Source organism: Fodinibacter luteus, from assembly GCF_039541575.1.
Taxonomy (GTDB): domain Bacteria; phylum Actinomycetota; class Actinomycetes; order Actinomycetales; family Dermatophilaceae; genus Fodinibacter; species Fodinibacter luteus.
Window position 1 is genome coordinate 207,877 of sequence record NZ_BAABGM010000003.1, and the last position, 17,369, is coordinate 225,245.

14 protein-coding genes are annotated in these 17,369 nt (G+C 74.5%); 9 read left to right on the top strand and 5 right to left on the bottom strand.

Annotated features, from left to right (window positions below; translation table 11 throughout):
* Complete coding sequence (locus ABD899_RS03515) at nucleotides 1–339, bottom strand: hypothetical protein (protein WP_345202332.1); 339 nt, start codon at nucleotides 337–339, stop codon at nucleotides 1–3.
* 128 nt (nucleotides 340–467) lie between these two features.
* Here ABD899_RS03515 and ABD899_RS03520 point away from each other — a divergent pair, with 128 nt between their 5' ends.
* The gene (locus ABD899_RS03520) at nucleotides 468–1,946 is read left to right on the top strand and encodes a PhoX family protein (protein WP_345202336.1); all 1,479 of its coding nucleotides are present in this window, start codon (nucleotides 468–470) and stop codon (nucleotides 1,944–1,946) included.
* Nucleotides 1,947–2,062: 116 nt separating this feature from the next.
* Here ABD899_RS03520 and ABD899_RS03525 read toward each other — a convergent pair whose 3' ends face one another.
* From ABD899_RS03525 to ABD899_RS03535, 3 genes are all read right to left on the bottom strand, one after another.
* Nucleotides 2,063–3,649 (bottom strand): phytoene desaturase family protein, encoded by a 1,587-nt coding sequence (locus ABD899_RS03525; RefSeq protein WP_345202339.1) that lies wholly within the window; start codon nucleotides 3,647–3,649, stop codon nucleotides 2,063–2,065.
* A gap of 83 nt (nucleotides 3,650–3,732) precedes the next feature.
* Nucleotides 3,733–4,497 carry an IclR family transcriptional regulator gene (locus tag ABD899_RS03530; RefSeq protein WP_345202341.1) on the bottom strand — a complete coding sequence of 255 codons (765 nt, stop codon included), beginning with the start codon at nucleotides 4,495–4,497 and terminating at the stop codon, nucleotides 3,733–3,735.
* Nucleotides 4,497–4,949, bottom strand: coding sequence for a MarR family winged helix-turn-helix transcriptional regulator (locus ABD899_RS03535; protein WP_345202344.1), 453 nt, complete (start codon nucleotides 4,947–4,949; stop codon nucleotides 4,497–4,499). The genes ABD899_RS03530 and ABD899_RS03535 overlap by 1 nt, the downstream gene beginning before the upstream one ends.
* Nucleotides 4,950–5,136: 187 nt before the next feature.
* Between ABD899_RS03535 and ABD899_RS03540 the strand changes: the two genes are divergently transcribed.
* The 3 genes from ABD899_RS03540 (at nucleotide 5,137) to hutU (ending at nucleotide 10,548) form a co-directional block, all read left to right on the top strand.
* Complete coding sequence (locus tag ABD899_RS03540) at nucleotides 5,137–6,930, top strand: ABC transporter ATP-binding protein (protein ID WP_345202347.1); 1,794 nt, start codon at nucleotides 5,137–5,139, stop codon at nucleotides 6,928–6,930.
* A gap of 168 nt (nucleotides 6,931–7,098) precedes the next feature.
* Entirely contained in the window at nucleotides 7,099–8,793 is a 1,695-nt protein-coding gene (gene hutH, locus ABD899_RS03545) for a histidine ammonia-lyase (RefSeq protein WP_345202349.1), read from the top strand.
* A 99-nt stretch (nucleotides 8,794–8,892) separates the two neighbouring features.
* Nucleotides 8,893–10,548: a urocanate hydratase gene (gene hutU, locus ABD899_RS03550; protein ID WP_345202352.1), complete on the top strand. Its 1,656-nt coding sequence runs from the start codon at nucleotides 8,893–8,895 to the stop codon at nucleotides 10,546–10,548.
* Nucleotides 10,549–10,669: 121 nt separating this feature from the next.
* On the opposite strand, the gene ABD899_RS03555 is transcribed toward hutU, so the two are convergent.
* On the bottom strand, nucleotides 10,670–11,110 hold the full coding sequence (locus ABD899_RS03555) for an aminoacyl-tRNA deacylase (protein WP_345202707.1): 441 nt from the start codon (nucleotides 11,108–11,110) through the stop codon (nucleotides 10,670–10,672).
* A gap of 299 nt (nucleotides 11,111–11,409) precedes the next feature.
* On the opposite strand from ABD899_RS03555, the gene ABD899_RS03560 reads away from it, so the two are divergent.
* The 5 genes from ABD899_RS03560 (at nucleotide 11,410) to ABD899_RS03580 (ending at nucleotide 17,353) form a co-directional block, all read left to right on the top strand.
* A complete protein-coding gene (locus tag ABD899_RS03560; protein ID WP_345202355.1) occupies nucleotides 11,410–12,672 on the top strand; it encodes an allantoate amidohydrolase in 1,263 nt (420 codons plus the stop codon).
* Nucleotides 12,669–13,994 carry a formimidoylglutamate deiminase gene (locus ABD899_RS03565; RefSeq protein ID WP_345202357.1) on the top strand — a complete coding sequence of 442 codons (1,326 nt, stop codon included), beginning with the start codon at nucleotides 12,669–12,671 and terminating at the stop codon, nucleotides 13,992–13,994. Before ABD899_RS03560 ends, ABD899_RS03565 begins: the two co-directional genes overlap by 4 nt.
* Before the next feature lie 179 nt (nucleotides 13,995–14,173).
* Nucleotides 14,174–15,409: an imidazolonepropionase gene (hutI, locus tag ABD899_RS03570; RefSeq protein ID WP_345202709.1), complete on the top strand. Its 1,236-nt coding sequence runs from the start codon at nucleotides 14,174–14,176 to the stop codon at nucleotides 15,407–15,409.
* Nucleotides 15,406–16,416 carry a DUF2804 domain-containing protein gene (locus ABD899_RS03575; protein WP_345202360.1) on the top strand — a complete coding sequence of 337 codons (1,011 nt, stop codon included), beginning with the start codon at nucleotides 15,406–15,408 and terminating at the stop codon, nucleotides 16,414–16,416. The genes hutI and ABD899_RS03575 overlap by 4 nt, the downstream gene beginning before the upstream one ends.
* Before the next feature lie 124 nt (nucleotides 16,417–16,540).
* Nucleotides 16,541–17,353 (top strand): alpha/beta fold hydrolase, encoded by an 813-nt coding sequence (locus ABD899_RS03580; RefSeq protein ID WP_345202362.1) that lies wholly within the window; start codon nucleotides 16,541–16,543, stop codon nucleotides 17,351–17,353.
* The last annotated feature ends 16 nt before the right edge of the window (nucleotides 17,354–17,369 follow it).

The following is a 17,369-nucleotide window of genomic DNA, read 5'->3' on the forward strand; positions in this document are numbered from 1 at the left end:
TCAGCGGCGACGGAGCGCAGCGCCGACGCCCACCGCCGTCACCACGAGCGCTGCCGCACCGAGCGAGCGCCGGAAGGGGTTGACCCCGCGGGCGAGCTCGTCAGTACCCCACCACGTCGAGGCGACGACGGTGGCCAGGCCGGCGGCCGACCGCAGCCGCGAGCCCCGGGGGGCCACGACGGTCGCGACGGCGGCCGCCTGCGAGAGCAGCGAGGGGAGGTTGGGGGCCTGCCACACGACGACCTCGCCGGACTCGCGGCTGAGCAGCGCCCACCCGACCGGGTCCTCGCGGATGCCGGGTGTCACGGTCGCGGGCGGGCTCGTCGTCGTGGTCCTCACGTCACCACCGTAGGCGCGCAGGAGGCATCGGAGGGGCGGGCGAACCGGCCGGTCACCAGACCCCGACAGCGGCCGTCGCGGTCCTACGGTGGGTCGATCCCCACGCCCTGACCACGATGGAGGCTCACATGTCGATCGAACGCCGCACACTGCTCAAGGGAGGCGCCGCCGTCGCCGGTGGTGCCGTGCTCGCCGGCCCGTTCCAGGGGCTGGTCGCCGGTCCGGCCGCCGGTTTGGGCGCCCCGGCGTTCCGGGGGCTGCGCCCCATCCCCGACGAGCGTGACGGGAAGGTCCGCCTCCACCTCCCGGAGGGCTTCCGGTACCGCTCGTTCCACGACACGGACACCGCCGCCGACGAAAAGGTCGTCCTCGACGACGGCACCGTGCTGCCCGGCCGGCACGACGGCATGGCCGCCTTCCCCGGGGCCGACGGGCGGGTGACGCTCGTGCGCAACCACGAGGTCAACAACCCGGGACCGGCCTTCGGCCCGACCGGCGACCACACCTACGACGAGGAAGCCAAGGGTGGCTGCACGGTCATCGACGTCTCCCTGCACGGCGAGGTCGAGGAGGCCTGGACCGGCATCAACGGCACGATGATGAACTGCTCGGGCGGGCCGATGCCGTGGGGCACGTGGGTCACCTGCGAGGAGACGGTCAACGGTCCGGACGTCGGCGCCGACTTCACGGGCGTCTCGAACGTCCCGTTGACCAAGCCGCACGGCTACATCTTCGAGGTGCCGACGACGGGCCGCGCCGATGGTGAGCCGATCACCCGCGCCGGACGCTTCGCCCACGAGTCGGTCGCGTTCGACCCGCGGGGCGGCGCCCTCTACCTCAGCGAGGACAACTTCGCCTTCCCGTCGGGCTTCTACCGCTACACCCCGCGCACCTCGCCGATGAGGACCGGCCGGCTCGACAACGACGGGCACCTGCAGATGCTCAAGGTCAAGGGGGTCGACAACGCCCACCTCGAGGCGGCGCAGAAGAAGGGCACCAGGTACCACGTGGAGTGGGTCGACATCGACGACCCGGACCCGACCTTCGACCACACGCCCGGCCAGCCCGCGCCCACGACGAACGACGAGGCGATCACGTACGTCGGTGACCAGGGGCGCGCCCGGGGCGCAGCCGGGTTCTCGCGGCTCGAGGGCACGGTCTTCCACAACGGCGTCGTCTACTTCACCTCCACGCAGGGTGGCGGTGCGGCGATGACCGGGCCGAACAACAGCAGCGGCTACGGCAACGGCTTCGGCCAGGTCTGGGGCTACGACACCAGGTCCGAGACGCTCTTCCTCGTCTACCAGTCGCCGGGCAAGGAGACCTTCGACTTCCCGGACAACATCACCTCGAGCCGCCGCGGCACCCTCGTCGTGTGCGAGGACAGCACGGGCGACAACTACCTGCGTGGCCTGTCGCGGGGCGGGCAGCTGTGGGACATCGCGCTCAACCGGCTGCGTCGGGCGAGCGACGGCGCCCCGCGCTTCGGCGAGGAGTTCGCCGGGTCGACGTTCAGCCCCGACGGGCACACGCTGTTCGTCAACATCCAGGCGAGCGCCGGGCTGACCTTCGCGATCTGGGGCCCGTGGGAGCGCATCGGCGTGTGACCCCGGCCGCCCAGCGGCAGGTCGAGAGTGGAGAACACGCCGAGTCCGCGAAGAGACACCGGCGTGTTCTCTGCTCTCGACCTCTGCATTCGCGACCGGGCGGGTGTGGCGGCGGCTCAGGGTTCGGCGCGCGCCTCGCGGCGGGCGGCGCCCATGATCGTGGGGAACCCCTTGGCCCCGATCACCGCCCCGGCCGCGAAGACCCCACCCATGAGCGCCCCGGCCACGCCGGGTGAGCAGGCGTCGGCCCCCGCGATGTACAGCCCGTCCACCTCCGTCGTGGCCGGGACGAGGTGGTCCCTGATCCGCTGCGGGGTCGCGGCGAGACCGTAGATGCCGCCCTCGCGGTGCCCGGTGAAGCCCTCGACGGTGAGGGGGGTGGAGAGCTCGCTGAAGACGACGAGGTCGCGGAACCCCGGGTGGTGGCGCTCGACGACGTCGAGCAGGCCCTCGCCGATCCGCGTCTTGAGGTCCTCGTAGGCCGGTCCGCGCCGCATCCACGCCTCGTCACGCCACGGTGCGAAGGCGCCGTACCCGACGAACGCGATGACCTCGGCGGTGTGGCGGTGCGCCTCCGAATCCTTGAGCGACGGGAACGACAGGTACGCGCCGGGTGGCCGACCCTCGAGGACGTCGCCCCACCGGGCGCGGACGTCGTCGTGGTCGAAGGAGTCGAAGTACCAGTGGTTGGCCCCGGTGAAGCCGAGCGTGGCCGGTGAGTCACGCAGGCCGAGGTACAGGGTGACGGTGGAGGCCGACGGCTCCGCCGCGGCGACCGCCGCGGTGAGCCGCGGTGCCCTCCCGGCAGGCAGCAGGCGGGTCGCCGTCGTGTGCGCCCCGGCATCCGAGATCACGACCGGGGCGTGGAACGTCGTGTGCCGGGGACCGCGTCCCTTCTTGTAGCTCACCGACACCCCGGTGACCCGGCCGCGCTCGACGAGGATCTCCTCGACCGTGTGGTCGACGAGGCACGCCCCACCGCGCGACTCGATGACCTCCTTGGCGCCGTCGGCGATCGTCCGCGAGGTGCCCACGGGGTACCAGCCACCGTGGAGGTAGTGCTGCACGACGAGGGCGTGCACCGAGAAGGCGCTGCGCGACGGGGGCAGCCCGTAGTCGCCCCACTGCGACGCGAGGACGGCCCGCAGGCGGGGGTCGGTGAGGTGCTGCTCGAGGTAGTCCTGCGTCGTCATGAGTGCCAGGCCGCGGTCCCTGAGCCCGGCCAGCCCCATGCCCGCCCGCAGCACGCCGGGGGCGGACCAGCGGTAGGTCTCCCGCCCGTACCAGTCGGAGGCCCGGCGCACGTCGGAGAAGTACCGGGCGATCCCCTCGGCCTCGTCCGGGAACGCCGCGACGAGGGCAGCGGCGTACTCGCGGGGGTCGCTCGGCACCTCGAAGGTCAGGTCCGGGTAGTGGAACACCTCGAGCACGTGGGGCATCTGCTGCCACTTCACCCCGCCCCCGGTGACGAGGTCGAACAGCCCGCGCAGGGTGCTGCCCTGTCGCAGGCCCCCGAGGTAGTGGATGCCGACGTCCCAGTGGAAGCCCTTGCGCTGGAAGGTGTGCGTGAAGCCGCCGAGCTTGAAGTGGGACTCCAGCACGAGGACCCGCTTGCCCTCGAGCCTCGCCAGGATGCCGGCCGCCGCGAGGCCGCCGATGCCCGAACCGACGACGATGACGTCGTACTCCTGCGTCACGTCCATGGTGCGCTCCGCTCAGCCGTGCAGTGCTCGCAGCCTAGCGAGGGGGTGTGCGGCGGAGCGGCGTGCTGTGAGCAGTTCGTGGGTCAGCGAGCCGCTCGACCCAGCCGGGCGCTGAGGCTGTTCGCCGCGCGCCCGACCGCAGCGACGAGCGCGGCGGCCGTGACGGCATCCACGTCGTCCTTCGGGTACGTCACGGCGACCCCCGCGACCGGGTAGTCGTTGTGGTCGAGCACGGCGACGGCCACCGAGCCGAGGCCGGGCGTGACGAGCCCGTCCTCGACGGCGTGGCCGCGCTGGCGAACCGCCTGCAGCTGCGAACGGAGCCGGGTCGTGGATGCCGGCCCGCGCCCGTCGCGCTGCACGAGGGCGGTGCGGTCGGGGTACAGCGCGCGGACCTGCGCGGGAGGCAGTGCGGCGAGCATCGCGAGCCCGGATGCCGTGAGCACGGCCGGCAGGCGGACCCCGACGTCGGTGACGAGGAGCGGCCGCCCGGGGGCGCGCTGCTCGATGACGTAGAGGACGTCGCGCCCGTGGAGCACGGCGAGGTGGGCGTTGTGGCCGGTCTGGTCGACGAGTCGGTCCATGACCGAGCGGGCCATCCGCTCGAGCGGGGCCTGGCGCTGGTAGGCCGAGCCCAGCTCGTACGACGCGAGTCCGAGGCCGTAGCGGCGCTCCTCGGGCAGGTGGCGCACGAAGCCGCGCTCGACGAGCACTGCGAGCAGGTGGTAGACGCTGGAGCGCGGGAGGCCGAGGTCGCGGGCGATGGCCGCCGCGGGCACCGGCTCCCCGCGCCGGGCGATGAGCGACAGCACGTCGAGGGCGTGCCCGGCCGCCGGGGCGTTCGACATCAGCCCTCCTCGGCGTCGAGGACGAGCAGGATGCGGCGCAGGGTCGCCCGGTCGCGAGCGGTCAGCCGGCCGAAGAGCGCCTCGGCGTCGGCCCGCCGGGCCGCGTCGACCTCCGCGACGAGGCGGCGACCGGATGCCGTGAGCGTCAGCACCATGGCGCGGCGGTCGCCCGGGTCGGGGTGGCGGCGCACGAGTCCGCGGTCCTCGAGGGCGTCGAGCACGTCCGTGACCGACCGGGGTGCGACCCGCAGGTGGCCGGCGAGCTCGCCGGGTCGGATCCCGTCGTGGCGGGCGACGGTGCGCAGCGCGCGCGCCTGGTGGGGTGCGAGGTCCCAGGGAGCCACGACCTGCGCGCCGCGCTGGCGAAGCCCCCGGGCGACCCGCACAATGAGGTCGCCGAGATCCGGTTCGCCGGGGCTGTCGCGGGTACCCGAGGGGCCGGAGAGAGGCATGAGGGAATGGTAGGGCGTCGTCCTGTGTTGGGCTCATTGTGAGGTTACCTCATGATTTCTGAGGCGCGAGGAGATGCCGGTGACGGTACGCCCCACTGACTACCCGGATGCGGCTGCGCCGGCGGGCGCGGCGCCCCCGCCCACCGAGCCGGTTCTCACCGGCCGCGGTGGGAAGGGTGGTGGTGCGATGACGATCGACCCCCGCGACCGCGTACAGCTCGCCGAGGCCCCGGTGCCGCTGTCCCGGGTGCTTGCCCTCTTCCGGCCCCACCGGGTGCGGGTCGCCGTCGTGATGGCGCTCATCGTCGCCTCGAGCATCGTGGCGCTGGCCCAGCCGTTCCTCGTCCGCGAGGCGGTCGACGTCGCGATCCCCGAGCAGGACGTGCGCCTCCTGCTCCTGACCGTCGGGGGGATGGTCGCGGTCGCCGCCGTGACCCAGCTGCTCGGGGTGGTGCAGACCTGGCTGTCCACGGAGGTCGGCCAACGGGTCATGCACGAGCTGCGCACCGCGGTCTTCACCCACCTCCAGCGCCAGTCGCTCGGCTTCTTCACCCGCACCCGGGCCGGCGAGGTCCAGTCCCGGCTCACGAACGACGTCAACGGCATGCAGGGGGTCGTGACGTCGACCGCCACGACCATCGCCGCCAACCTGACGACCGCCGTCGCGACCTTCGTGGCCATGCTCGCCCTCTCGTGGCGGCTGTCGCTGCTCTCGCTCCTCGTCATCCCGCCGGCCTTGTGGCTCACCCGCAGGGTGGCGCTCGTCCGCCGGGCCATCAAGGCCGCACAGCAACGGCACCTCGCGGACCTCAACCACCAGATCCAGGAGGGGCTCTCCGTGAGCGGCGTGCGCCTCGCGAAGACCCTCGGCACGAGCGAGCGCACGGCGGAGCACTTCGAGGCGACGTCGCACGACCTCGTCCACCTCGAGCTGCGCTCCCAGCTGGCCGGTCGGTGGCGGATGGCGACCATGCAGATCGTCTTCGCCGTCATCCCGGCCCTCATCTACCTCGCCGCGGGGCTGCCGGCGACCTCGGGCGGCATGACGATCGGTACCCTCGTCGCGTTCACGACCCTGCAGGCCGGCATCTTCCGCCCGCTCCTCGGCCTGCTCAACATGGGGGCCCAGTGGGTGGCGTCGATGGCGCTGTTCTCCCGGGTCTTCGAGTACCTCGACCTCGAGCCCGACCTCCCGGTGCCGACCCGGCCGGTGGCGCTCGACCCCGCGCGGGTCCGCGGTGACGTCCGGCTCGAGGGCGTCACGCTGCGCTACACCGGCGCCGACCACGACGCGGTCCACGACCTCTCGCTCGACGTCCCGGCGGGGTCCACCCTCGCGCTCGTCGGGCCGACCGGCTCCGGAAAGTCCACCGTCGCGTCGATGCTCGTCCGCCTCCAGGACCCGGATGCGGGGCGGGTGACCATCGACGGCATCGACGTGCGTGACCTGGAGCAGCCCGTGCTCGCATCGGTCGTCGGCATCGTGTCCCAGGAGAGCTACCTCGTGCACACCACGGTGCGCGAGAACCTGTTGCTCGCCCGACCCGACGCGCCGGAGGCGGAGCTCTGGCGGGCGTTGGCGGCCGCGCAGGTGGCGGACCTCGTCGCGTCGCTGCCCGACGGCCTCGACACGGTCGTCGGCGCGCGGGGCTTCCGGTTCTCCGGCGGTGAGCAGCAGCGACTCGCGGTGGCGCGCACCATCCTGCGCGACCCGCCCGTGCTCGTGCTCGACGAGGCGACGAGCGCCCTCGACACCCGTACCGAGCGCAGCCTCCAACGGGCGCTCGACGAGCTGGCCCAGGGGAGGACGACGATCACCATCGCCCACCGGCTGTCGACCGTGCGCGACGCCGACCGGATCGCGGTGCTGGAGCGCGGCCGGCTCGTCGAGTCAGGCACGCACGACGAGCTCGTCTCCGCGGGCGGGCGCTACGCGGAGCTCGTCGCCGTGGGGGAGCCCGTGCAGGCGCCGGTGGGGTGACGCCGGAGGGGATGCCGGGGGCGCGGCGGGGTGCGCTCGTGGCACCCCACCGCGCGTGGCGACGCACCGCAGGATGCCGGCGCACGGGACGGGGGAGAGCCACACCGTCTCGCACCCGAGACGGAATGCCGTCCTCGCCCCTGCCGCCGGCGTCCGGCGAGCGCTCCAATGGACGACATGAGCAGCGCAGCCACCACCCCCGGCTCCTCGCCGGGCCCGTCGCGGGGCATGCCCCCGGTCTACGCCGGGTCCGACCCGGCCGGTGCCCAGCGAGCCGACCTCGCGCGCGGCTCCGAGCCCGCCCCGGATGCCGTCCCGGGCCTCGAGCCGGTCACCGTGGGCGTCGGCCCCCTGACGATCGACGACGTCGTCCGGGTCGCCCGGCACGGCGCACCGGTCCGCCTGGCCGAGGACTCCCTCGCCGAGGTCCGGCGCACCCGCGAGGTCATCCGCGGGCTCGCCGACGACAGCGAGCCCCACTACGGCGTCTCGACCGGCTTCGGAGCCCTCGCGACCCGACACATCCCGGTCGACATGCGCCGCCAGCTGCAGCGCTCGCTCGTCCGGTCGCACGCCGCCGGCTCCGGCCCCGAGGTCGAGCGCGAGGTCGTGCGGGCCCTCATGCTGCTGCGCATCTCCACCCTCGCAACCGGGCGCACCGGCATCCGGGAGGAGACCCTGACCACCTACGTGGCCATGCTCGACGCGGGCATCACCCCGGTCGTCCACGAGTACGGCTCGCTCGGCTGCTCCGGTGACCTCGCCCCCCTCTCGCACTGCGCGCTCGCCCTCATGGGCGAGGGCCTCGTGCGCGACGCGAACGGCGAGCGGATGCCGGCCGCCGACGCCCTGGCCGCGGCCGGCATCCGGCCCGTCGAGCTCGAGGAGAAGGAGGGCCTGGCCCTCATCAACGGCACCGACGGCATGCTCGGGATGCTGTGCCTGGCCATCCACGACCTGCGCGAGCTGCTCGTCGTCGCGGACGTCGCCGCCGCGATGAGCGTCGAGGGACTGCTCGGCACCGACGACGTCTTCGCCGCCGACCTGCACGCGCTGCGCCCCCAGCCGGGGCAGGCCGTCTCGGCGGCCAACATCCGAAAGGTGATGGCGCACAGCGGCATCCGCGAAAGTCACCGCACCGAGGCGTGTACCCGCGTCCAGGACGCCTACTCGCTGCGCTGCGCCCCCGTCGTCGCCGGCGGGGCCCGCGACACCCTCGACCACGCCGTGCGGGTCGCCGGCTGGGAGCTCGCGTCGGCCGTCGACAACCCCGTCGTCACGCTCGACGGCCGGGTCGAGAGCAACGGCAACTTCCACGGCGCACCGGTCGCCTACGTGCTCGACTTCCTCGCCATCGTCGCGGCCGACGTGGCCTCGATGTCCGAGCGGCGCACCGACCGGTTCCTCGACACGGCGCGCAACCACGGACTGCCGCCCTTCCTCGCCGACGACCCCGGTGTCGACAGCGGCCACATGATCGCGCAGTACACCCAGGCCGCGATCGTCTCGGAGATGAAGCGGCTGGCCGCCCCGGCATCCGTCGACTCGATCCCGAGCTCGGCCATGCAGGAGGACCACGTGTCGATGGGCTGGTCCGCCGCCCGCAAGCTGCGGCGCGCCGTCGACGGTCTCGCGCGTGTGCTGGCCGTCGAGGTGCTCACCGCCGCGCGCGGCATCCAGCTGCGGGCGCCGGAGGCCCCCGCGCCCGCCACCGCCGCCGTCGTCGCCGTCCTCACCGCCGCGGATGCCGGCCGGCCGGGTCCGGACCGCTGGCTCGCCCCCGAGATCGAGACCGCCCACCGGCTCGTGCTCGACGGCAGCATCCGCCGCGCCGCCGAGTCCGAGGCCGGACCCCTCACCTGACGCCCCGCCCCGCCCGCCCACCCGGCCTTGGGTGCTGAAGTGGTCGCCAGGGCAGCCGTTTCAGCACCCACCGCGAAGAGAACCACAAGGAGAACCGACATGGACGGCGCCCGCCCCGTGCGCAGCCCCCGCGGCACCACCCTGACCGCCCGCCAGTGGTCGACCGAGGCCCCGCTGCGGATGCTCATGAACAACCTCGACCCCGAGGTCGCCGAACGGCCGGACGACCTCGTCGTCTACGGCGGCACCGGTCGGGCGGCTCGGGACTGGCGCTCGTTCGACGCGATGGTGCGCACCCTGACGACGCTCAAGGCCGACGAGACGATGCTCGTGCAGTCGGGCCGACCGGTCGGGGTCATGCAGACCCACGAGTGGGCCCCTCGGGTGCTCATCGCCAACTCCAACCTCGTCGGCGACTGGGCGACCTGGCCCGAGTTCCGCCGGCTCGAGCACCTCGGGCTCACGATGTACGGCCAGATGACGGCCGGGTCGTGGATCTACATCGGAACCCAGGGCATCGTCCAGGGCACCTACGAGACCTTCGCGGCGGTCGCCGAGAAGCGTTTCGGCGGCACCTTGGCCGGCACGCTCACCCTCACCGGCGGGTGCGGCGGGATGGGTGGCGCACAGCCGCTCGCGGTCACCCTCAACGGCGGGGTCTGCCTCATCGTCGACGTCGACCCGGCCCGTCTGCACCGCCGGGTCGAGCACCGCTACCTCGACGAGGTCGCCGACGGTCTCGACGACGCCGTCGAGAAGGCCCTACGGGCCAAGGAGGAGCGTCGGGCCTGGTCGATCGGGGTCGTCGGCAATGCGGCCGAGGTGTTCCCCGAGCTGCTCCGCCGCGGGGTGGCGATCGACGTCGTCACCGACCAGACCTCGGCACACGACCCGCTGAGCTACCTGCCCGAGGGCGTCGCGCTCGAGGAGTGGGCCGACTACGCCGAGCGCAAGCCCGAGGAGTTCACCGACCGGGCCCGGGCCTCGATGGCCAGGCACGTTCAGGCCATGGTCGAGTTCCAGGACGCCGGCGCCGAGGTGTTCGACTACGGCAACTCGATCCGCGACGAGGCCCGGCAGGGCGGCTACGACCGGGCGTTCGAGTTCCCGGGCTTCGTGCCGGCCTACATCCGGCCGCTCTTCTGCGAGGGCAAGGGCCCGTTCCGCTGGGCCGCGCTCTCGGGCGACCCCCGGGACATCGCCGCCACGGACCGGGCCGTGCTCGACCTCTTCCCCGACAACGACCGCCTCCACAAGTGGGTCCGCGGGGCGCAGGAGCGCATCGCCTTCCAGGGCCTGCCGGCCCGGATCTGCTGGCTCGGTCAGGGCGAGCGCGACAAGGCCGGCCTGGCGTTCAACGACCTCGTGCGCACCGGCGCGGTGCAGGCGCCGATCGTCATCGGCCGCGACCACCTCGACACGGGCTCGGTCGCGAGCCCCTACCGCGAGACCGAGTCGATGCTCGACGGCTCCGACGCGATCGCCGACTGGCCGCTGCTCAACGCACTCGTCAACACGGCATCCGGCGCGAGCTGGGTCTCGATCCACCACGGCGGCGGGGTCGGCATCGGGCGCTCGCTGCACGCCGGGCAGGTCTCGCTCGCCGACGGCACCGACCTCGCGGCGCAGAAGCTCGAGCGGGTGCTGACGAACGACCCGGCGATGGGCGTCATCCGGCACGTCGACGCGGGGTACGAGGTCGCCGAGCGCACCGCGCAGGAGCAGGGCGTCCGCATCCCGATGCGCGAGGCCTGACCGCCCCGCAGCCAAGCCCCGCCACACCCCACCCCGACCTCGTGCGACTTGGGTGCGGTTCTCCCGGCGATCCAGGCCGGGAACCGCGCCCAAGTCGCACGAGGTCGGTGAGCGGGGAGGGTCAGGAGGGGTCGGTGACGTCCGCGACGTCGGCGCCGAGGGCGTCCATCGCCTCGTTCGCGTCGACCGTCGCCGCCACGCCGTGCGCCCCCGCGCCGATCGACACGGATCCCCGGGCCGCCAGCGTGGCGTCGGCGAGCACCGGCCACGCCGTGCTCGACCCGAACGGCGTGATCGTGCCCCGCTCGTACCCGGTCACCTCGAGCGCGGTGGCGGCGTCCGGCATCGACACGCGGTTGACTCCCAGGTACGCCCGCAGCTTCGGCCACGAGATCTCGCGGTCGCCGGGTACGAGCACGAAGAGGAAGCTCCCCTCACCGAGCCGCACGACGAGCGTCTTGACGATGTCGCGCGGCTCGACCCCGCGCGCCGCCGCCGCCTCGGCGAGCGACCCGACCCGACCGTGCCGGGTCACCGTGAAGGCCAGCCCGGATGCCGTCAGCGCGCCGAGCGCCCGCGCCTCACCCCCGGTGCCGCCGCCACCTCCGCTGGCTCCGCCGGTCGAGCCGGTCCCGCCGGCTCCGCTGGTCGAGCCGGTCCCGCCGGTTCCGCCGGCGCCGCTGGTCGAGCCGGTCCCGCCGGTTCCGCTGGCGCCGCCGCCAGCTCCCCCCGCCCCGTCGCCCGCTGTTCCGCCCGTCGTCATGCCGCCAGCGTAGGGGCCGGTGTCCAAGGTCTGGCACCCGAGACAATCTGCCGGTCCGTTCTCCCCCGGCGGGCCCCTGCGGTTGGTCCAATGGACCCATGTCCACGACGTCGAGCCGAGGCGGGGCAGCAGACGCCGCCAACCCCGCTGCCAGCGGCTTCCGACGGATGTGGCACGACCTCGAGGCGATCGGCCTCGACCCCGGCACGGGTGGCTACAAGCGCCTGGCGTGGACCCGCGAGGACAGCGACCTGCGCGAGTGGTTCGCCGGCCAGTGCGCCGAGCGCGGCCTCGACCTCACGACCGACCGGATGGGCAACCAGTGGGCGTGGTGGGGCGACCCCGACGCCGCCGTCGCCGCCGGGGACCCGGGGGTCGTCATCGGCTCGCACCTGGACTCGGTGCCGAACGGGGGAGCCTTCGACGGGCCGCTCGGGGTGGTCGGGTCGCTCGCCGCGGTCGACGTGCTGCGCGCGCGGGGCTTCGCGCCGGCGCGACCCATCGGCGTCGTGAACTTCGCCGACGAGGAGGGCGCCCGGTTCGGGGTCGCCTGCGCCGGTTCCCGGGTCATCACCGGAGCCCTGGGCCCCGACCGGGCCCGGGGCCTCACCGACCGCGACGGCGTGTCGATGGCCGAGGCCATGCGCCGGGCCGGCCGCGACCCGGACCGGATCGGGCGCGACGACGAGGCGCTCGCCCGGGTCGGCACCTTCGTCGAGCTGCACGTCGAGCAGGGCCGTGCCCTCGTCGACCTCGGCCACGCCGTCGGGGTCGGCAGCGACATCTGGCCGCACGGCCGCTGGCGCTTCGACGTGCCCGGCCAGGCCAACCACGCGGGCACGACCCGCCTCGAGGACCGCGAGGACGCGATGCTCGGACTCGCCGCCGCCGTCATCGCTGCCCGCCGCGCCGCGCAGGCGCACGGGTGCGTCGCGACGGTCGGCAAGGTGCACGTCGAGCCCGGCGGGGTCAACGCCATCGCGAGCTGCGCCACCGGCTGGCTCGACGCCCGCGGTCGGGACGCGGAGGCCGTGCTCCGCGTCGTCTCCGACGTCCGGACCGTCGTCGACGAGTTCGACGGCCTCGTCACCCAGGAGTCCTGGACGCCGACGACCGACTTCGACGCCGCGCTCGTGCGCCGGATGGCCACCCGGCTCGGCGGTCTGCCCGTCATCGGGACCGGCGCCGGCCACGACGCCGGCATCCTCGCGAACGACGGCATCCGCACGGCCATGCTCTTCGTGCGCAACCCCACCGGGGTGTCCCACTCGCCCGACGAGTGGGCCGCGGCCGACGACTGCGTCGCCGGCATCACGGCGCTCGCCGACGTCGTCACCGACCTCGCCGGGGCCGGTGCATGACGACCTACTGGTGCGAGCACGCGGTGCTTCCCGGCGGGCTGCGGCACGCGGTGCGGCTCGGCGTCGACGGTGGCCGGATCCGTGAGGTGCTGCCCGACGAGCCGGCGCAGCCCGACGACCACGTCCTGGCCGGGGTCGTCCTCCCCGGCTTCGCGAACGGCCACAGCCACGCCTTCCACCGGGCGCTGCGCGGGCGCACCCACGACGACGGTGGCAACTTCTGGACGTGGCGCGAGGCGATGTACGGCGTGACCCACCGCCTCGACCCGGACAGCTACCACCAGCTCGCGACGGCCGTCTTCGCCGAGATGGTCCTCGCCGGCTACACGGCGGTCGGCGAGTTCCACTACGTCCACCACGCCGCGGGGGGCCGCCGGTACGACGACCCCAACGCGATGGCCCGGGCCGTCCTCGCAGCCGCGCGCGAGGCCGGCATCCGGATCACGCTGCTCGACACGTGCTACCTCGAGGGCGGCCTGACGGCCTCGGGGCACCTGCCCCTCGACGACGTCCAGCAGCGCTTCTCCGACGGCAGCGTGCAGGCGTGGGCGGAGCGGGTCGCGCTCCTCGCCGACGACGACACCTCGCGGATCGGCACGGCGGTGCACTCGGTGCGGGCGGTGCGCCGCGAGGACCTCGCCGACGTCGGCCGGTTCGCTTCCGACGGTGACCGGCCCCTCCACGTGCACCTGTCGGAGCAGCCCGGCGAGAACCTCGCCTGCGAAAGCTTCCACGGGTGCACGCCGACGGCGCTGCTCGCGGGCGAGGGGCTGCTCACCCCGTCGACGACGGTCGTCCACGCGACGCACCTGTCCGACGACGACATCGCCCTGCTCGCCGCCGCCCGCTCCACCGCGTGCTTCTGCCCGACGACCGAGCGTGACCTCGCCGACGGCATCGGCCCGGCCCGGCGGCTCCACGACAGCGGCGTCCCCCTGTCGCTCGGGTCCGACCAGCACGCCGTCATCGACCCCTTCGAGGAGGCCCGTGGCGTCGAGATGCACGAGCGCCTCGAGACCCTCGAGCGGGGCCGGTTCAGCCCGTCGGACCTGCTCGGCATGGCCACCCTCTACGGCTACCGCTCGCTCGGCTGGGACGACGGCGGGCTCATCGCGACCGGTCACCTCGCCGACCTTGTCGCCGTGCGGCTCGACAGCCCGCGCACCGCCGGGTGCGGGGCCGACCAGGTGCTGTACGCCGCGACGTCGGCCGACGTCACGGACGTCGTCGTCGGCGGTGAGCCGGTCGTCACCGGGGGGCGACACCGCGTCGGCGACGTCGGGGCCCTGCTCGGTGACACCATCGCGGCGGTGCGGCGATGACTGCCACAGCCCCCGACCGGTCGAGAGGAGAGAACTCGCCGCCCCCACCCCTGACCACGCCGCGTGTTGTCCACTCTCGAGCGGTGCCCCAGCGCGGCGAACCGAGCGGCACGGCATCCGGCTCGGTCCTCGTCACCGGCATCCGCGAGCTCGTGACGTGTGCCGGGGCCGACGGGCGGATGCCGGTGCTCGGCCCGGTCGTGCCCGCCGACGAGCGCCTCGGGGTCGTGCCGGATGCCGCGGTCGTCGTCGAGGACGGGGTCGTCGCCTGGGTGGGCCCGGCGGCGTCGGCGCCCGGGGCCGACCGGCGGGTGGACCTCGGCGGGCGCGCGGTGGTGCCCGGTTTCGTCGACAGCCACAGCCACCTCGTCTACGCCGGGGACCGCGCCGCCGAGTTCAGCGCACGGATGGCCGGCAGGCCCTACGACGGTGGCGGCATCGGGGTCTCGGTGGCTGCCACCCGAGCCGCCTCCGACGACGAGCTGCGTGGCCTGCTGCGCGCCCGCGTCGCGCAGATGCGTGCGCTCGGCACGACGACGGTCGAGGTCAAGAGCGGCTACGGCCTGAGCGTCGCCGACGAGCAGCGGTCGCTGCGCCTGGCCCGCGAGGTCACCGACGAGACGACCTTCCTCGGCGCGCACGTCGTGCCACCGGAGGCCCGCGGCGACCGGGCCGCCTACCTCGACCTCGTGTGCGGGCCGATGCTGCGGGCCTGCGCTCCGCACGCCCGCTGGGTCGACGTCTTCTGCGAGCCGGCGTCGCCGCACGCCTTCACCGGCGACGAGGCGCGACGGGTGCTCGAGGCCGGGCGGGATGCCGGGCTCGGCCTGCGCGTGCACGGCAACCAGCTCTCGGCCGGGCCGGGAGTCCGCCTCGCCGTCGAGCTCGGTGCGGCGAGCGTCGACCACTGCACCTTCCTCACCGACGCCGACGTCGAGGCGCTCGTCTCGGCGGCCGGGACGACCGTGGCGACGCTGCTGCCGGGTGTCGAGTTCTCGACCCGCTCGCCCTACCCCGACGCCCGGGCCCTCGTCGACGCCGGGGTCGACGTCGCGCTCGCGACCGACTGCAACCCCGGGACGTGCAACACCTCGTCGATGCCGTTCGTCGTCGCGCTCGCGGTGCGCGAGATGCGGATGACGGCGGCCGAGGCGCTCGTCGCGGCGACCGTCGGCGGCGCCCGGGCGCTGCGGCGCCCGGACGTCGGCCGGGTGGCGGTGGGGGCCCGGGCCGACCTCGCCGTGCTCGACGCGCCGTCGTACGAGCACCTCGCCTACCGGCCGGGGATGCCGCTCGCGCACGCCCTCGACCTCGGCTCCGGGGCGGGTTCCGTCCCCGACGCCGGTCCCGGCCCCGACGCTGGTCCCGGCCCCGACGCTGGTCCCGGCCCTCACGCGGAACGGGGGGTGCGATGAGGGTCCCGGAGCGGGAGATCACCTCCGAGGTCCCCCTGTGCCGGCCCGACGGACGGCTCGACCCGGCCGCGGTGGGCTGGACCCGGCATCCGCTGCACGACACGAGCCGGCTCGGCACCGGCCGGTACGGCTGGGGGCGCACCAAGCGGTGGGAGTACTGGGCCGTCACGACCCCGACCCACCTGCTCGGCGTCACCGTCTCCTCGCTCGACTACGCCGGCGTGTACGCCGCCTGGGTGCACGACCGGCGCAGCGGTGAGACGGTCAGCCACGACGCCGTCGACCCCCTGGCCCGGGGTGCCACCCTCCCGGCCCGCCTCGGGGCGGGGCCGGCGCGGGCGAGGTCGGGCGCGCTGTCCATCGACGTCGAGGAGGTCCCAGGCGGCACCCGGCTGGGTGTCGCCGCCCCGCGGGTGCGGCTCGACGTGCTCGCGGAGCGACCCCCCGGGCACGAGGCGATGGGCGTCGTCGTGCCCTGGTCGCCGCGGCTGTTCCAGTACACCGTCAAGGACGTCGCCCGCCCGGCCGTCGGCACGCTGTGGGTCGACGGCACCGAGCATGCCGTGGCCGCAGGGGAGTGCTGGGCCGTGCTCGACCACGGCCGGGGCCGCTGGCCCTACCGGGTGCGGTGGAACTGGGGCGCCGGGTCCGGCGTCGTCGACGGGCACGTCGTCGGGGTCCAGGTCGGGGGGCGCTGGACCGACGGCACCGGCTCGACCGAGAACGCGCTCGTCGTCGACGGCCGGGTGCACAAGGTCAGCGAGGAGCTCTCCTGGGACTACGACCCCGGCGACTGGCTCGCGCCGTGGCGGGTCCGCGGCGAGCTGGCGGACCTGACGTTCACGCCGTTCTGGGACCACGCGTCGTCGACGAACCTCGGGGTGCTCGCCCAGCGCGCTGACCAGTGCTTCGGCCACTGGAGCGGCTGGATGTGCGACGACTCGGGGGAGCGGGTGTGCGTCGACGGCGTGCTCGGCTGGGCTGAGGACGTCCACAACCGCTGGTGACGGCGGGGTGACGGCGGGGTGACGGCGGCGTCGGATGCCGGCCCGGGCCTCCCGGGCTTCCCGGGGCTTCCCGGGGCGGCCGCGGATGGGCCATCGTGGGAGGCCTCGAGGTGAGGTGGGTGGCGTGGAGGTCCGCACGGGCACGGTCGGTTCCGGGATGGAGCACGCCTGCTGGGGCGGCGGGCCGCGGACCCTGCTCTTCATCGGGGGTGGCCCGGGCAGCAGCGTCCCGAGCGGGGTGGCGCTGCGGATGTCGCGGCGGTGGTTCGAGCCGTTCACCGCGGCGGGCTACACGGTCTGGTACGTGACCCGCCGGCGCGGCATGCCACGGGGGCACACCGTCGCCGACATCGCCGACGACTACGAGCAGGTGGTGGCCGACGAGCTCGGCGGGCGGGCGGACCTCGTCATCGGCGTGTCGTTCGGCGGGATGGTGGCCCAGCTGCTCGCGGCCCGGCACGGCGAGCGGGTCGGGCACGTCGCCGTCGTCGCCGCGGCGGCCCGGGTCAGCCCGTGGGGCCGGGAGGTCGACGCCCGGCTCGCGGATGCCGTGGCGCGCGGTGAGCCCTCGGCTGCCGGCGCCGCCTTCGCCGAGTACGCGGTGCCGGGCCACCGGGCGGCCTGGGCCCGCCGCCTCCTCGGACCGCTCGTCGGGCGCACGATGATCTCGGGCGCGAGCTACCCGGCATCCGACGTCCTCGTCGAGGCCGAGGCGGAGCTGTTCGTCGACGCCCGGCCGGCGCTGCCCGGCATCCGGGTGCCCGTCGTCTTCCTGTGCGGCGACCGGGACCGGTTCTTCCCGTGGCCGGCGGTCGAGGAGGCCGCGTCGCTCGTGCCGTCCTGCGAGGTGGTGCGCTACGAGGGCCGGGGCCACATGTGGGTCGCCTCGACGCGCCGGGTCCCCCCGGCCGTGCTGGCCTTCGTCGAGCGCACCTGAGTCCGGTCGGCCGCGA

Coding starts and splice junctions, on each gene's coding strand:
- ABD899_RS03520 (WP_345202336.1), top strand. CDS start 468: ATGTCGATCGAACGCCGCACACTGCTCAAGGGAGGCGCCGCCGTCGCC.
- ABD899_RS03525 (WP_345202339.1), bottom strand. CDS start 3,649: ATGGACGTGACGCAGGAGTACGACGTCATCGTCGTCGGTTCGGGCATC.
- ABD899_RS03530 (WP_345202341.1), bottom strand. CDS start 4,497: ATGTCGAACGCCCCGGCGGCCGGGCACGCCCTCGACGTGCTGTCGCTC.
- ABD899_RS03535 (WP_345202344.1), bottom strand. CDS start 4,949: ATGCCTCTCTCCGGCCCCTCGGGTACCCGCGACAGCCCCGGCGAACCG.
- ABD899_RS03540 (WP_345202347.1), top strand. CDS start 5,137: ATGACGATCGACCCCCGCGACCGCGTACAGCTCGCCGAGGCCCCGGTG.
- hutH (WP_345202349.1), top strand. CDS start 7,099: ATGGACGACATGAGCAGCGCAGCCACCACCCCCGGCTCCTCGCCGGGC.
- hutU (WP_345202352.1), top strand. CDS start 8,893: ATGGACGGCGCCCGCCCCGTGCGCAGCCCCCGCGGCACCACCCTGACC.
- ABD899_RS03560 (WP_345202355.1), top strand. CDS start 11,410: ATGTCCACGACGTCGAGCCGAGGCGGGGCAGCAGACGCCGCCAACCCC.
- ABD899_RS03565 (WP_345202357.1), top strand. CDS start 12,669: ATGACGACCTACTGGTGCGAGCACGCGGTGCTTCCCGGCGGGCTGCGG.
- hutI (WP_345202709.1), top strand. CDS start 14,174: ATGCCGGTGCTCGGCCCGGTCGTGCCCGCCGACGAGCGCCTCGGGGTC.
- ABD899_RS03575 (WP_345202360.1), top strand. CDS start 15,406: ATGAGGGTCCCGGAGCGGGAGATCACCTCCGAGGTCCCCCTGTGCCGG.